Source organism: Actinomadura barringtoniae (genome assembly GCF_017573505.1).
Classification (GTDB): domain Bacteria; phylum Actinomycetota; class Actinomycetes; order Streptosporangiales; family Streptosporangiaceae; genus Spirillospora; species Spirillospora barringtoniae.
Genome location: NZ_JAGEOJ010000008.1, coordinates 405,385 through 419,721, shown reverse-complemented (window position 1 = coordinate 419,721; position 14,337 = coordinate 405,385). Strand labels below are relative to the sequence as shown.

Below are 14,337 nucleotides of genomic sequence, written 5' to 3'. Positions count from 1 at the left end.
CGCGACGAGTTGTGATCGCTGAGGACGAGGCACTGATCCGCCTGGACCTCAAGGAGATGCTGCACGAGGACGGCTATGAGGTCGTCGGCGAGGCCGGGGACGGTGAGACCGCCGTGCGGCTGGCCGCCGAGCTGAAGCCGGACCTGGTGATGCTCGACGTCAAGATGCCCGTGCTGGACGGCATCTCGGCGGCCGAGCGGATCTCCGCGGACCGGATCGCGCCGGTGGTGATCCTCACCGCGTTCTCCCAGCGCGAGCTGGTCCAGCGGGCCACCGAGGCCGGCGCGATGGCCTACCTCGTCAAGCCGTTCACCAAGACCGACCTCGCGCCCGCCATCGAGATGGCGATCAGCCGCTACACCGAGCTGCGCGCGCTCGAGGCCGAGGTCGCCGGGCTCCAGGACCGGCTCGAGACCCGCAAGGTCGTGGATCGGGCCAAGGGGCTGCTCCAGGAGGCCAACGGGTGGAGCGAGCCCGAGGCGTTCCGCTGGATCCAGAAGACCTCGATGGACCGCAGGCTGACCATGCGCGCGGTGGCCGACGCGGTGCTCGCCGGGGCGCTCGGCAAGGGCGACGCCGGGCCCGACGGCGGGTCCGACGGCGGATCCGCCGGTACGGCCGACGGCACGGCCGGTGGGGCGACCGGTGGCACGGCGGGCGGGGTGCCCGGCGCCTAGGCGGGGCCGCCGGCCCGGCCTCCGGAACGGGCGCCTGACCAGGACCCCATCCGGGTGTGGCCGCGACCGCTTCCGGACCCCTTCAGACCTTGATAACGGCCTCCTGATCACCCTTTACCAGGGATTCACCAAGATTCATGGGATGTCTATGACATTTGGTCACTGTCTGTAATCAGTGCATGTACAAGCGGGTGTCGCATGAGCACGGAGCCGTAACGAAGGGGTAACCCTTCTGCGCGTAGGTGCTGATCTGTGATGTGCCGTCGGTGTACTAACGACAGGTCCCCGGATGACCGCTTTGGCCGATCTTCGGCTGTGGCGTTGGTCACCGGGGCACCACTCGTACCCGATCCACGGCGGATCCGGATTGAAAGGTTGGGCACCTTGCGGCGCAACATGATGAGGGTCACGGGCGCTGTGGCGCTGAGTGCGGCGCTTGCGCTCAGTGCCGCCGCGTGCGGTGGCAGCGACAAGAAGAGCGGGAGCGGTGACACCGTCACCATCGGCTTCATGGGTGACCTGACCGGAGAGAACTCCGGCATCGTCATTCCGCCGAAGCAGGGCGCGCAGATGGCCATCGACGCCTACAACGCGACCAACCCCAAGACCAAGATCACTCTGAAGACCTACGACAGCCAGGGCAAGGGCGAGCAGGCCGTGCCCCTGGCCAAGCAGGCCATCACCAAGGACAAGGTCGTCGGCATGATCGGCCCGGCCTTCTCCGGTGAGTCGGCGCAGGTCGGCCCGGTGCTGGAAGAGGGCAAGATCCCCAGCGTCTCGCCGTCGGCGACCAACGCCGCGCTCGGCACGCACGGCTGGAAGTACTGGCACCGGATCGTCGCCAACGACAACGTGCAGGGCGCGGGCATCGGCGGCTTCATCACCCGGGGCCTGAAGGCCAAGAACGTCTTCATCATCGACGACCAGTCGGAGTACGGTAAGCCGCTGGCCGCCACGGTGAAGGACACCGTCACCAAGGGCGGCGCGTCGGTCAAGACCGGTGCGATCGACCCGCAGGGCTCGGACTTCTCCGCGGCCGTGAACCAGGCCAAGGGCGCCAACCCCGACGCGATCTTCTTCGGTGGTTACTACGCGGCGGCCGGCAAGCTGGTCAAGCAGCTGCGCGAGGCGGGCGTGAAGGCGCGCTTCCTGTCCGGTGACGGCTCGCTGGACAAGGGCCTGGCCAAGGGCGCCGGCGGCGCCAACGCCGACGGCTCGGTCATCGGCTGCCCCTGCCTGATCGACCCGACCGGTAAGGCGAGCGAGGCGAGCAAGACCTTCTCGACCGCCTACAAGGCCAAGTTCAACGCCGACACCGCGATCTACTCGGCGGAGGGCTACGACGCCGCCACCGCGTTCATCGAGGCGATCAAGGCCGGCAACACCGACACGGACAAGATCAACGCCTACCTCGGCAAGATCGACGTGCCGGGCGTCTCGAAGCAGATCAAGTTCAGCCCGACGGGTGAGCCGGCTGCCGCGGACGTCTACGTCTACCAGATCAAGGGCGACACGCTGCCGCTCCTCGGCAAGGCCTCCGAGGCGACGGTCAGCTAATCCATCCCACCGTTCCGGCCGCGCCGCCGCGCACGCCCGCTGCACGATCATCACTGCGGGCACCGCGGCGGCGCACCGGACGGGTTCACGTAGGCGCAGGGGCGAGGGCGTCACGAGCGCGCTCGCCCCTTCGACGAAGGCGACCCACACGTGCACAACTTCTTCGACCAATTCTGGCCGTCAACGGTCGACGGCCTCTCGCTGGGCTCCATCTACGCTCTGGTCGCGCTGGGCTACACGATGGTCTACGGCGTGCTCAGACTGATCAACTTCGCGCACTCCGAGATCTTCATGATCGGCACCATGGCCGTCATCGGGGTCCTCAACGCGTTCGACGTCAACAGCCTCTACGGCGGCGTCGGCCTGATCGGCTTCGTGCTGATCCTGGCCCTCGTCGGAGCCGTCGCCTCGGGCGGCAGCGCCGTGCTGCTGGAGCTCATCGCGTACAGACCGCTGCGCAAGAAGGGCGCCTCCCGGCTGGCGGCGCTCATCTCGGCCATCGGCGCCTCGCTGTTCCTGCAGCAGCTGTTCGCCCGCATCATCATCCCCAAGGCGTTCGACCTGCCGAAGGAGAAGGGCGCGCTGCCGGTCCAGGGACACTTCGTGCAGCGCGAGAACCTGATCTCGATCGGCAAGTTCGTGGTCAGCAACGACAAGCTGATCGTGTTCCTCGGCGCCGTCCTGATGATGGTCCTGCTGGACCAGTTCGTGAACCGCACCAAGCTCGGCCGGGGCATCCGCGCCACCGCGCAGGACCCCGAGACCGCGGTGCTCATGGGCGTCAACATCGACCGGATCGTCACCGCCACGTTCCTGATCGGCGGCGCCATGGCCGGCGTCGCCGCCGCGCTCTACATGGTGCGGTTCGAGGAGACCAAGTTCGACGTCGGCTTCCTGCTCGGCATCAAGGCGTTCACCGCGGCCGTCCTCGGTGGCATCGGCAACCTGCGCGGCGCGCTGGTCGGTGGTCTGGTGCTCGGCCTGGTCGAGATGTACGGCGCGTCGATCTTCGGCGCCGAATGGCAGCACGTGATCGCCTTCTCGGTCCTGATCCTGGTCCTGATGTTCCGTCCCACCGGCATCCTCGGTGAGTCTCTCCAGCAGGCGCGCGCATGAACGAGAAACTGGTCAAGAAGACCGCGGGCGGCAAGCCCGCGAGCTCACAGCCGAACGTGCTGGAGCGGGCGCAGAACCGCGTCGCGCACCGGCCGGCCTGGCTCGGTTTCCTGCTCCTTCCGCTGTTCGTGGTGACCGAGTCGTTCGGCTCGGTCAACGACATGTTCAGCACGTGGTGGGCCAAGCAGCCGGGCTACATGCGGTGGATCGTCTACGTCCTCCTGATCATCGGCGCGATCCTGCTGCCGTCGGAGAGCGTCGCCAACTTCATGTCGCCCGACACCGACTGGCCGACACTCCTGTTCTTCCCGATCGGCGGCTACATCCTGCTGGCCATCGGCCTGAACGTCGTCGTCGGTTACGCCGGCCTGCTCGACCTCGGCTACGTCGCGTTCTTCGCCATCGGCGGCTACACGATGGCGATCTTCGGGACGAAGTACGGCTGGAACTTCTGGGAGATCCTGGTGGTGGGCATCGTGCTCTCCGCGCTCTCGGGAGTGGTCCTCGGCGGCCCGACGCTGCGGCTGCGCGGCGACTACCTGGCCATCGTCACGCTGGGCTTCGGTGAGATCGTCCGCATCACGGCGAACAACACCGACTACGTGAACGGCCCGAACGGCATCGGGGGCATCCCGCACCCGCCGAGCTTCAGCGAGTACACGACGCCGGACTCGTTCCCGTTCAGCACGCTCGGCCTCGCCGGCGTCCAGCCGTTCAAGTTCGGCACGCTCGGCGCGCACTCGTACTACTACCTGATGCTCGCGGTGATCATCGTCGCGATCATCTTCTGCAAGCGGCTCGAGCGCAGCCGGGTCGGCCGCGCGTGGGCCTCGATCCGCGAGGACGAGGACGCCGCCGAGCTGATGGGCGTGCCGACGTTCAAGTTCAAGCTGGCCTCGTTCGCGATCGGCGCGGCGATCGGCGGCGCGACCGGCGTCGTCTACGCCGCGCAGGCCGTGTCCATCATCCCGACGAACTTCCCGTTCATCCTCTCGGCGACCATCCTCGCCGCGGTGGTCATGGGCGGTTCCGGCAACATCCCGGGCGTCATGGTCGGCGCGTTCCTGGTGGCGTGGATCCCCGAGCGGGTCCGCTTCCTCGGGGAGTACCGCATCCTGGTGTTCGGCGCCGTGCTGGTGCTGCTGATGGTCTTCCGTCCGGAGGGCCTGCTGCCGTCCAGGCAGCGCAAGGCCGAGTTCGAAGAGGGTGGCGGGGGCATGGGCAGCATGGGTGCCGAGGTCGGCGGGAAGACCGTCGTTGCGGAACCGGAGGCGAGCCGATGAGCGACACGACGCCAGAGAGCACGCCGGAGGGCACGCCCGAAGCGGCGTCCGAAGCGACGTCCGGAGGCGCGTCCGGAGCGGCATCCGCCTCGTCGGGCAAGCCGATGCTCGAACTGCGCTCCATGACCATGCGCTTCGGCGGTGTGGTCGCGGCCAACAAGGTCGAGCTCACCGTCAGGGAAGGCGAGATCTTCTCCCTCATCGGGCCGAACGGCGCCGGCAAGACCACCGTGTTCAACGTGGTCACCGGCGTCTACCGGCCCAGCGAGGGCCAGGTCATCTTCAACGGCTCGCGGCTGGACGGGACCAAGCGCTTCAAGGTCACCAAGCTCGGCGTGGCCCGCACGTTCCAGAACATCCGGCTCTTCCACAACATGAGCGCGCTGGACAACGTGATGGTGGGCGCGGACGCGCACCACCGGGCCGGGCTCGCGGGCGCGGCGCTCGGGCTCCCGTGGCACCGCCGCGAGGAGCGCGAGGGCAAGGCCAGATCGCGTGAGCTGCTGGACTTCGTCGGCATCGGGCACCGTACCGAGGAGGCGGCCAAGAACCTCCCGTACGGCGACCAGCGCCGGCTGGAGATCGCCCGCGCCCTCGCCACCAACCCGAAGCTGCTGCTGCTGGACGAGCCGGCGGCGGGCATGAACCCGGTGGAGAAGGCGTCCCTGCAGAACCTGATCCGCAAGATCCGCGACACCGGGGTCACCGTGCTGCTGATCGAGCACGACATGAGCCTGGTCATGGGGATCAGCGACCGCATCGCGGTGCTGGACTTCGGCCAGAAGATCGCCGACGGCCTGCCGGCCGAGATCCAGGACGACCCGCGGGTCATCGAGGCCTATCTGGGGGCTGCCGCCGATGCTTCTTGAGATCCAGGACATCCACGTCTACTACGGCAAGATCGCCGCGCTGCGCGGGATCTCGCTGGAGGTCGACGAGGGTGAGATCGTCACGCTGATCGGCGCCAACGGCGCCGGCAAGACGACCACGCTGAAGACCATCTCCGGGCTCCGCCCGCTCACCCGCGGCAAGATCATCTTTGAGGGCAAGGACATCAGCCGCGTGCCCGGCCACAAGCGGGTGCTGAGCGGGATCGGGCAGGCGCCGGAGGGCCGGGGGATCTTCCCCGGCATGACGGTGACCGAGAACCTCCTCATGGGCGCGTACGCCCGCAAGGGGGACATGGACAAGGAGCTCAAGGAGGTCTTCGAGCTCTTCCCGCGCCTCGCCGAGCGGCGCAACCAGGCGGGCGGCACCATGTCCGGCGGCGAGCAGCAGATGCTGGCCATCGGGCGGGCGCTGATGACCAACCCGCGGGTGCTGCTGCTGGACGAGCCGTCCATGGGGCTGGCGCCCAAGCTGATCGCGCAGATCTTCTCGATCGTCGAGGAGATCAACCGGCGCGGCACGACGGTGCTGCTGGTCGAGCAGAACGCCCAGCAGGCGCTCCAGGTGGCGCACCGCGCGTACGTCATCGAGACCGGCGAGATCGTCAAGTCCGCGCCCGCCGCGGACCTGCTCGACGACCCCGAGGTCCGGGCCGCCTACCTGGGCCACGGCGCCGACCGTCCGGTGGAGGAGGTCGCCGCCGAGGCCGCTCCGAACGTGGTGGCGCCGGTCGACACGGCTTCGGAGGACTCGGCTCCGGAGGACTCGGCTTCGGAGGGCAACGAGACCGCGCGGCGCGAGAGCGACTGACGCGAGAACGGCCTGTGACGGCCCCGGTGGCTTCGGCCGCCGGGGCCGTCGTTGTGAGCGGGTTCTGTTTGAGCGGGTTCTGGCCGTACGGGCGTCAGCCGTCGAGGGGGAGATCCTTGGTGGCGGGACCGGCCTGCTTGCCCGCCAGCTGGTCGCTCAGCTTGGAGGAGGACGCGTCGCCGGTGATCCGCAGGGCCTTCACCTTGGCGCCGACCGGGATGTCGTACCAGAGGTCGAACGAGCGGACTTCATCGCGGGCGATGCTGAACGGCGTCGCGGGTCCCCGCGCCACCTGCATGGCGTCATAGCTGATCTTGTAGGTCTTGCCGTCGCGGGTGACCAGGAACTGCTTGTTCAGGTCCAGGTCGTGCCGGTCCCGGCCGCGGTTGGTCATCATGATCCGTACTCGCGCGTACCGGCCCTTGGCGGGGACGTCGGCGTGCGAGCCGGTGACCGAGACGATGTCGGTCAGCAACCCGATGCCGGCGTAGTCGACCTCGCCGATCGTGATCGTCTTGCCCGGCAGGGCCTTCTCGTGCTCGCGCACGGTCTGCCCTGGATTGGGATAGGAGGCGGGCCCGGAATCCGAGCACCCCGTCAACGTGGCCACGCCCGCCAGCAACGCTGCGGCGGCGAAGATCGCGCGCATGGGCCGACGGTAAGCCGGGCGCCGTACGGTTGGGAACGAGCCGTGCGGTTTCGCAACGCAACCGAAACCGGCTAACGACCATCGGGGGTTACACGCCCCGGGACGAGAATTACATGACTCGGGACCGCCTTTGGGGCCGCACGGGCCTTCCCCGGACGCGTGCGTTGTCTACTCAGCGGTCCCGAGCCGTTCCGGTCAACGCTACAGACACGGCGGCGCCCATCGCAAAGAAAGCGTGAAAGATCGCGTGTCCGACCGTGGCCGGGGCTCCCGGAGAACCCTCGGGAGGCGGCCCGGGAACCCTCAGGAGGCGGCGGGCGCGTCCCTGAGCATGCAGGTCAGGCGGGCCGTGCAGACCCTGCGGTCCTGATCGTCGGTGATGACGATGTCGTAGGTGGCCAGTGTCCGGCCGCCGTGGACCTGGGTGGCGACGCCCGTGACGTACCCCTCGGTGGCGGAACGGTGGTGGGTGGCGTTGATCTCGATGCCGACGGCGATGCGGCCCTCACCGGCGTGCAGGGCCGACCCGACCGAGCCCAGGGACTCGGCCAGGACGCAGGAGGCCCCGCCGTGCAGGATGCCGTACGGCTGGGTGTTGCCCTTGACCGGCATCCGGCCGACGACCCGCTCCGGGGACGCCTCCAGGTACTCCACGCCCATCGAGGATGCGAGGTCCCCATGGGCGTCGATCCCGGTCTCCGCGAGGATCTTCGCCCGCTGGTCGGGGTTCGCGTCAGTCACTTATGCCTCCCTGAAACTGTCTCACCGGCAGACTAGGCTCCCTGGTGTGGCAGCAGATGTACCGACCCCTGACAAGCAGCGGCTCCTCCTCCTGGACGGGCACTCCCTGGCCTACCGCGCCTTCTTCGCGCTCCCGGTGGAGAACTTCTCGACGACCGACGGGCAGCCGACCAACGCGGTCTACGGCTTCACCTCGATGCTGATCAACGTGCTGCGGGACGAGCAGCCGACGCACATCGCGGTGGCCTTCGACCGGTCGGAGCCGACGTTCCGGCACGAGCAGTACGTGGAGTACAAGGCGGGCCGGCAGAAGACGCCCGACGAGTTCCGCAGCCAGATCAGCCTGATCTTCGAGGTGCTGGACGCGCTGCGCATCCCGCGCATGTCGGTGGCGGGGTTCGAGGCCGACGACATCATCGCCACGTTGTCGGTCCAGGCCACCGCGGCGGGCCTGGAGACGTTGATCGTCACCGGTGACCGCGACGCGTTCCAGCTGGTCGACGACAAGGTGACGATCCTCTACCCGGTCCGCGGCGTGTCCGAGCTGGCGCGCATGGACCCGGCCGCCGTCGAGACCAAGTACGGCGTTCCCCCCGAGCGCTACCGCGAGCTGGCCGCGCTCGTCGGCGAGAGCAGCGACAACCTGCCCGGCGTGCCCGGCGTCGGCCCGAAGACCGCCGCCAAGTGGCTGGTGAAGTACGGCAACCTGGACGAGCTGGTCGCCCACGTCGACGAGATCAAGGGCAAGGCCGGCGACAACCTGCGCGAGCACCTCGGCGACGTGCTGCGCAACCAGCAGCTCAACAAGCTCGACTGCGACGTGGCCCTGGAGGCCGCGCCGCCCGAGCTGAAGATGGGCCAGTGGGACCGCGACGAGATCCACACCCTCTTCGACTCCCTCCAGTTCCGCGTGCTGCGCGAGCGCCTCTACTCCTCGCTGACGGCCGCCGAGCCCGAGGCCGACGAGGGCTTCGAGATCGACGTCCAGACCCTGGAGCCCGGCGCCCTCGGCAGCTGGCTGGAGGACAACTCCGGCGGCCGCCTCGGCATCGCCGTCACCGGCACCTGGGGCCGCGGTACGGGTGAGATCACCGCGCTCGCCCTGGCCACCCTGGCGGGCCCCGCGGTCAGCCTCGACCCCGCCGAGCTGATCGAGGACGACGAGCGCGCCCTGGCCGCCTGGCTGGCCGACGCCTCCAAGCCCAAGGCGATGCACGAGGCCAAGGGCCCGATGCTCGCCCTCTACGCCCGCGGCCTCACCATCGAGGGCCTCACCAGCGACACCGCGCTCGCCGCCTACCTGGCGCTGCCCGGCCAGCGCACGTTCGACCTGGCCGACCTCGCCCTGCGCTACCTGCACCGCGAGCTGCGCAGCGAGACCGAGGACACCGGCCAGCTCACCCTCGACGGCTCCGGCGAGGAGGAGGCGGCCAACGACCTGGCCGTCCGCGCCCGCGCCGTCGCCGAGCTCGCCGACGTCTTCGACGCCGACCTGGAGAAGCGCGGCGCCACCCGCCTGCTCCACGAGGTCGAGCTGCCGCTGGTCCGCGTTCTGGCCGACATGGAACGCGCGGGCATCGCCGTGGACGCCGACCACCTGGTCGGCATGTCCGCCTCCCTCGGCGGCCAGGTCAAGGAGACCGAGCAGCTCGCGCACGCCGCCGTCGGCCGCGAGTTCAACCTCGGCTCGCCCAAGCAGGTCCAGCAGGTGCTCTTCGACGAGCTCAACCTGCCCAAGACCAAGCGCACCAAGACCGGCTACACCACCGACTCCGACGCGCTGACGACCCTCCTGGAAAAGGACGGCCACCCCGTCCTGGAGCACATCCTGCGCTGGCGCGAGGTCGCCAAGCTGAAGAGCATCGTCGACTCGCTCATCCCGATGGCCGACGACGCCGGGCGCATCCACACCACGTTCAACCAGATGGTCGCCGCCACCGGCCGTCTCTCCTCGACCGACCCCAACCTGCAGAACATCCCGATCCGCACCGCCGAGGGCCGCCAGATCCGCGAGGCCTTCGTCGTCGGCCCCGGCTACGACACCCTGCTCACCGCCGACTACAGCCAGATCGAGCTGCGGATCATGGCGCACCTCTCTGAGGACGACGCGCTCCTGGACGCCTTCTCCTCCGGTGCCGACTTCCACACCATCACCGCCTCCCGCGTGTTCGGCCTGCCGCCCGAGCAGATCGACTCCGAGCTGCGCGCCCGCATCAAGGCGATGAACTACGGCCTGGCCTACGGCCTGTCGGCGTTCGGCCTCTCCCAGCAGCTGCGCATCTCCGCCGACGAGGCCCGCGGCCTCATGGAGGAGTACTTCCAGCAGTTCGGCGGCGTCCGCGACTACCTGCAGAACGTCGTCGCCAAGGCCCGCCAGGACGGCTACACCGAGACCATCCTCGGCCGCCGCCGCTACCTGCCCGACCTCAACTCCGACAACCGCCAGCGCCGCGAGATGGCCGAGCGCATGGCCCTGAACGCCCCCATCCAGGGCTCCGCCGCCGACATCATCAAGGTCGCCAGCCTCAACGTCGACAGCGCTCTGCGCGAGCACGGCCTGAAGTCCCGCATGCTCCTCCAGGTCCACGATGAACTCGTCTTCGAAGTGTCACCGGACGAGCACTCTGAGCTAGAATCTCTCGTACGCGAGCACATGGCGGGCGCCTACGAACTGAAGGCCCCGCTCGAGGTCTCGATGGGTACAGGCCGTACGTGGCAGGACGCCGCCCACTGATCCGCCCCAGGGGCGATCAAAGGCGAGGAGCGCCAGACCACAGAAACGCACCACCCATGACCTCTCCCATCGCAACGGCGCGAGAGAGAGGGGACAGTCATGTCCACCCCCCGAGAGATCAACCGCAGGATGAACCGACAGGAGAACGAGGTCGTGGATATTCACGACGCGCTCAAGGAGATCCGCGACACGCAGAAGAAGCAGACCGAGCAGTTCGAGGCGCGATTCACGCAGATGGATGCGAAGTTCGAGGCTGGGTTTGCTCGGCTGGACGAGAAGATCGATGCGAAGTTCGATCTGGTCGTGGGCCTGCTGACGAAGGGCGGCGAGGGGTAGGCCGCGGGAAAGGCCGAGGTGGCCGGGCGTCCGGGTAGACCGGGCGCCCGGTTTTCGTTTGTGCGCAGACGGCGCATGGTGGGCGATATCTCCAAGTTGTCCGCAATTGCCGATCTTTGCCTCTAGGCTCCAGGGCCGACAGCATCCCCCCGCTGGAGGCTTCATGACGGCAAGATCTACGAAGGTCGCGATCGCGTCGACGGTCGCGGTGGTCGGTATCGGCGGCGCGTCGGTGTACGCGTTCGCGGGCGACGACGGGCCGAAGGCGAGTGTCGGCGTCGCGGCGGTGCAGGGAGCGCCCGCCGCGGACACGGCACAGGCGAGCGAGCAGGCGACGGCGCAGGGCAAGGTGCCGAAGAAGGTGCTCGCCGCGGAGAAGGCCGTGTTCGACATCACCAACAAGCAGCGGCGCGCGCACGGGTGCAAGGCGCTGCGGCTGGCGCCGACGCTGACGATCGCGGCGCGGCGGCACTCCGACGACATGAGCAAGCACCACTACTTCTCGCACAACTCGCAGAACGGCACGTCGCCGTGGACGCGGATGAAGCGGGCCGGTTACCCGTACTCGGTGGGCGCGGAGAACATCGCGATGGGTTACCAGAGCGCGAAGGCCGTGATGGTCGGCTGGATGAAGAGCCCGGGCCACCGGGCGAACATCCTCAACTGCCGGCTGAAGGCGCTCGGCGTCGGCGTGCACTTCGGCGGCTACGGGCCCATGTGGACGCAGGACTTCGGCTTCAAGTAAGCGAGTGAGGTAGGCCCGGAGCTTTCGCTCCGGGCCTTTTCTTATTGCTCGAATTCTTTACTGCTCGAACTGCTCGAACTGGTCGAAGGGTTGGCGTGAACCGGCTAGGCGGTCGCGCCAGGCCTGGACCTCGGCGGGCTTGGCCCGGGAGGCGCGCCAGAGGCGGACCCGCTCCTTGCCGGAGGGGGCGGAGTCGGCGGGGAGGGCCGCGGTCCAGGTGCCGTCGGTCTCGAACTCCCAGATGAGCCCGGCGGTGACGGCGCCGGTGATGGGGTGGTCGCGGTAGTAGTGCGCCCAGTCGTCGAACGTCCAGACCCGGGCCTCGTCGAGGTCCCGTATGCGGATGCGTTCGGTGCGGAGGGTGTCGACAACGCGCTTGGCGTGCCGCTGTGCGCCCTCGATGCCGGTGCTGCCGTACCGCTTCTTGAAGCCGCGCGGGGTGGCGAACGGGTGTGCCGTGCGCTTGCGGACATCCTCGTCGTCGATCCAGGTGAGCGCGACCGTGTGGGCGTCCTCGACCGTGAGTTCGGCCCGGAACGGCGTCTTGCCGGAGATCGTGCGCTGGTCGTCCGGGCCGAACGTGCCGGTCCGGTCGGGCAGGAGGAGGCCGTGGGCGGGTACGGCCCGTTCCTGCTGGACCTCCTCGGGCACCCCCATGCGGGTGGCCGCCTCCCGCATCACGGGCGCCAGCCGGTCCTCGCGCAGGACGACGTAGTCGATCAGCCGGTAGAGCAGCCACAACCCGTCCAGCGCCGCCTGGTGGTTCAGGTCGGCGAGTCCGTAGAACGCGGCGACGGCGAGGGCGTCGTTGCGGAGCTGGGAGCCCTCGCCGGGGATCGCCGCCGACACGCGGGCGACCGTGATCAGGTCCGGTACGGCGGCCGGGTCGCCGGTCTGCCCGGCGGCCATCGCGATGCCGATGGCGATGGCGTTGCTCTGCCTGCCCGCCTGACGGTCGAGCGAGCCGTTCGCCAGCAGGCGCAGCGCGTCGAGGACGAACCCCGGCGCGCCGGGGGAGGAGAGCAGGACGGCGGTCCGCTTGGCCCAGGCCGGCTTGAGCTTGCGGCGATCGTCGAGGTGGTCGTTCACGGCCGCGAGGTGGCGTCCCAGCTCGTCCAGCTCCGGCGGGAGGTCGCGGAGGCGCTCGCGGAACGCCTTCACCCAGTCTCCGTCGGCCTCGGGCACCCAGTCGGGGAGTTCGGTCATGCCGATGATCCTTCCGGACGGGCCCGGCCTTGGTGGGCGAAGTCGTTCGTTGGAGGAGCCGGGCCGTTGGGGGAGCGAGATCGTTGGGGGAGCGGGGCCGTTGGGGGAGCGGGGCCGTTGGGAGGACGCAGTCGTTCGTTGGGGGAATGGACACCGGGCGTCATCTGTCGAGCAAAGGCCTGTGGGGCCTAGGCTTGGGGGCTCTGGTCGTGTCCGAGACGATCGACGGGAGGCTCGTGCCTATCCTCCACAAGCTCGCCGCTGCCCTGATCGTTTGCGCGGTGGTGCTCGGGTTGACGCTGCCCGGGCCCGACCGTCACAAGGAGCAGGCGACCAAGGCTCGTGCGGCCGGGGCGGCCACGCGGACGGCGCCGCCGACCGCGCCGGGACCGAGTCCGAGCGCGTCGGGGAGCGGGAAGGCCTCGGCCTCACCCAGCGCGTCGGCGTCCCCCACTCCGCCGGCGAAGCTGGCGGCGGCGACCCCGGCGGCGGTGGCGGCCAAGGCGAACGAGCTCGGTGAGGTGCCGGTGCTCATGTACCACCGGATCATGAAGAAGCCCGAGGCGTCCCTGGACCGTTCGACCAAGGAGCTGCACGACGAGCTGACCCGGCTGGCCAAGGAGGGCTACATGCCCATCACGGCGGCCGAGTTCGTCAGCGGGCGGATCGACGTGCCGGCGGGCAAGCACCCGGTCGTGCTCACCTTCGACGACAGCACGCCGGGGCACTTCGGGCTGGACGCCCAGGGCAACCCCAAGCCGGACACGGCGGTGTCGATCATCCTGGACGTGGCCAAGCAGAACCCCGGGTTCCGGCCGGTCGCCACGTTCTACCTGAACAAGGACCTGTTCCTGCTCGGCCCGCAGGAGTCGGCCGGGCTGAAGTGGCTGATCCAGCACGGGTTCGAGGTCGGCAACCACACGGTCACCCATCCCGATCTCTCCCGGATGAGCAAGGACGCGGTCCAGAAGGAGATCGGCGGCATGGAGAGCAAGATCGTGTCGCTGACCGGGGCGCACACGACGACGTTCGCCTACCCGTTCGGCGCGGCGCCGAAGAAGCGGTCCTGGGCCGAGAGCAAGGACGGCGAGTACGACTTCAGAGGAATCTTCCTGGCCGGGTGGAAGCCCTCAGAATCGCCGTTCAGCAAGGACTTCGACCGTTTCGCCATCCTCCGGGTGCGGTCCGAGGGCAAGATCAAGGAGAACGACTGCAAGCTGTACTGCTCGACGGCCTGGCTGGACTGGCTGGACAAGCACCCCGGCGACCGCTTCACCAGCGACGGAGACCCGAATACCATCAGCTTCCCGGCCGCCGGCGAGAAGAGCCTGGCCAAGGACTATCGGCAGTACGGGCGTACTTACTAAGGGAAGGGGGCCCAAGCGGCTCCCTCCGATTGACCCCACGGGTCTCGTCCCATATCCTGATCGCTGCGCTGTGGGCTTGCGCGCGCTTCAGACGGAGCAGGCTCGCGCTCGGTCAGGTCGTCGACATCGGTTCGGTTTTCACTGGCGCGGTTCGTCCGCGCCCGGGTCCTCGGCAGGGCGGAAGGCCCTCATCGCGTTCTTGACACCTACGCATGTCCGTATCCGGAG

General features: G+C 68.8%; 13 protein-coding genes and 1 pseudogene. 10 read left to right on the top strand and 4 right to left on the bottom strand.

The genetic code is table 11. The annotated features are described in order from the left end of the window. Window positions 1-11 precede the first annotated feature (11 nt). The 6 genes and pseudogenes from J4573_RS21765 to J4573_RS21740 form a co-directional block, all read left to right on the top strand. Window positions 12-566: pseudogene (locus J4573_RS21765) on the top strand (ANTAR domain-containing response regulator); the annotation flags it as partial. A 507-nt stretch (window positions 567-1,073) separates the two neighbouring features. After that, window positions 1,074-2,234, top strand: coding sequence for a branched-chain amino acid ABC transporter substrate-binding protein (locus tag J4573_RS21760; protein WP_243773339.1), 1,161 nt, complete (start codon window positions 1,074-1,076; stop codon window positions 2,232-2,234). Between the two features lie 150 nt (window positions 2,235-2,384). Continuing rightward, entirely contained in the window at window positions 2,385-3,350 is a 966-nt protein-coding gene (locus tag J4573_RS21755; protein WP_208257609.1) for a branched-chain amino acid ABC transporter permease, read from the top strand. Between the two features lie 161 nt (window positions 3,351-3,511). Continuing rightward, window positions 3,512-4,633 (top strand): branched-chain amino acid ABC transporter permease, encoded by a 1,122-nt coding sequence (locus tag J4573_RS21750; protein ID WP_208257682.1) that lies wholly within the window; start codon window positions 3,512-3,514, stop codon window positions 4,631-4,633. Window positions 4,634-4,737: 104 nt separating this feature from the next. Beyond that, window positions 4,738-5,502 (top strand): ABC transporter ATP-binding protein, encoded by a 765-nt coding sequence (locus J4573_RS21745; protein ID WP_208257681.1) that lies wholly within the window; start codon window positions 4,738-4,740, stop codon window positions 5,500-5,502. Continuing rightward, window positions 5,492-6,331, top strand: a complete 840-nt coding sequence (locus J4573_RS21740) for an ABC transporter ATP-binding protein (protein WP_208257608.1) — start codon at window positions 5,492-5,494, stop codon at window positions 6,329-6,331. Before J4573_RS21745 ends, J4573_RS21740 begins: the two co-directional genes overlap by 11 nt. 94 nt (window positions 6,332-6,425) lie before the next feature. Here the strand turns inward: J4573_RS21740 and J4573_RS21735 are convergent, their stop codons facing one another. Together J4573_RS21735 and J4573_RS21730 are read right to left on the bottom strand one after the other, a co-directional pair. After that, window positions 6,426-6,980 (bottom strand): DUF4352 domain-containing protein, encoded by a 555-nt coding sequence (locus J4573_RS21735; RefSeq protein WP_208257607.1) that lies wholly within the window; start codon window positions 6,978-6,980, stop codon window positions 6,426-6,428. Window positions 6,981-7,283: 303 nt separating this feature from the next. After that, window positions 7,284-7,640, bottom strand: coding sequence for a PaaI family thioesterase (locus tag J4573_RS21730; RefSeq protein ID WP_243773400.1), 357 nt, complete (start codon window positions 7,638-7,640; stop codon window positions 7,284-7,286). Between the two features lie 127 nt (window positions 7,641-7,767). On the opposite strand from J4573_RS21730, the gene polA reads away from it, so the two are divergent. The 3 genes from polA to J4573_RS21715 all read left to right on the top strand — a co-directional run bounded on the left by polA (window position 7,768) and on the right by J4573_RS21715 (window position 11,536). Continuing rightward, the gene (gene polA / locus J4573_RS21725; protein WP_208257606.1) at window positions 7,768-10,455 is read left to right on the top strand and encodes a DNA polymerase I; all 2,688 of its coding nucleotides are present in this window, start codon (window positions 7,768-7,770) and stop codon (window positions 10,453-10,455) included. A 99-nt stretch (window positions 10,456-10,554) separates the two neighbouring features. Then, window positions 10,555-10,791, top strand: coding sequence for a hypothetical protein (locus J4573_RS21720; protein WP_208257605.1), 237 nt, complete (start codon window positions 10,555-10,557; stop codon window positions 10,789-10,791). A gap of 163 nt (window positions 10,792-10,954) precedes the next feature. Then, complete coding sequence (locus tag J4573_RS21715; protein WP_208257604.1) at window positions 10,955-11,536, top strand: CAP domain-containing protein; 582 nt, start codon at window positions 10,955-10,957, stop codon at window positions 11,534-11,536. A 57-nt stretch (window positions 11,537-11,593) separates the two neighbouring features. Here the strand turns inward: J4573_RS21715 and J4573_RS21710 are convergent, their stop codons facing one another. Beyond that, window positions 11,594-12,742 (bottom strand): DUF4132 domain-containing protein, encoded by a 1,149-nt coding sequence (locus tag J4573_RS21710; protein ID WP_208257603.1) that lies wholly within the window; start codon window positions 12,740-12,742, stop codon window positions 11,594-11,596. A 316-nt stretch (window positions 12,743-13,058) separates the two neighbouring features. Next, window positions 13,059-13,277 carry a hypothetical protein gene (locus tag J4573_RS54145; RefSeq protein WP_243773338.1) on the bottom strand — a complete coding sequence of 73 codons (219 nt, stop codon included), beginning with the start codon at window positions 13,275-13,277 and terminating at the stop codon, window positions 13,059-13,061. Window positions 13,278-13,290: 13 nt separating this feature from the next. Between J4573_RS54145 and J4573_RS21705 the strand changes: the two genes are divergently transcribed. After that, window positions 13,291-14,109 carry a polysaccharide deacetylase family protein gene (locus J4573_RS21705; RefSeq protein WP_243773337.1) on the top strand — a complete coding sequence of 273 codons (819 nt, stop codon included), beginning with the start codon at window positions 13,291-13,293 and terminating at the stop codon, window positions 14,107-14,109. Window positions 14,110-14,337 lie beyond the last annotated feature (228 nt).